The sequence below is a fragment of the Microbispora hainanensis genome (assembly GCF_006874475.1).
In the GTDB taxonomy this organism is placed as follows: Bacteria; Actinomycetota; Actinomycetes; order Streptosporangiales; family Streptosporangiaceae; genus Microbispora; species Microbispora hainanensis.
In genome coordinates, this window is the sequence record NZ_VIRM01000190.1 from 1 (window position 1) to 541 (window position 541).

General features: G+C 64.3%; 1 protein-coding gene. It reads right to left on the reverse strand.

Features of this window, described 5'->3' with window-relative positions:
* Positions 1-36: 36 nt before the first annotated feature.
* On the reverse strand, positions 37-438 hold the full coding sequence (locus FLX08_RS40115; protein WP_208761995.1) for a GNAT family N-acetyltransferase: 402 nt from the start codon (positions 436-438) through the stop codon (positions 37-39).
* Between the last annotated feature and the right edge of the window lie 103 nt (positions 439-541).

A 541-nucleotide genomic window follows, 5' to 3' on the forward strand; every position in this document is an offset into this window, starting at 1 on the left:
CGCGGCGTGAGCCTCGGCTCGTCTGGCCGGTACAGGTTACTGAACGCTGTTCGGCGTCCAGCGAAGCGTCATGTCGGGGAGGTTCTCCATGTTGCGATCACCGTCGTTGGTGTCGAGGACGGTGAAGCCGTGGCTTTCGTAGAACGCGCGGGCATCGGTGTTCTGCTGAAAGACGTGCAGCGACACTCCGGCAGGGCTGTGCCGCTTGACCTCGTCGAGCAGTAGCGTGCCGACTCCCTGCCTGCGGACGTCCGGGCGCAGATAGAGGTGTTCGAGCATGTCGCCGTCGAGGGCCGCATAGCCGATGATCTCCGCATCACGCACGGCGACCCACGTGCGACACCGTTTGAGCAGGACGTCCTGGACCCATCCGGTCACCTGCTCGTGACTGCGTTTCTGCGGGGGCAGGTAGGGCATGGCCGCCGACCGAGAGGTCATGTGGATCCGCGCGATCACGGCCGCATCTGCTTCCTCCGCGAATCGGATCCGAGTCTTACCGTCATCAGTCACGCCGGGAACCTACAAGCCCCGCAAAGACTCG

Coding starts and splice junctions, on each gene's coding strand:
- FLX08_RS40115 (WP_208761995.1), bottom strand. CDS start 438: ATGACCTCTCGGTCGGCGGCCATGCCCTACCTGCCCCCGCAGAAACGC.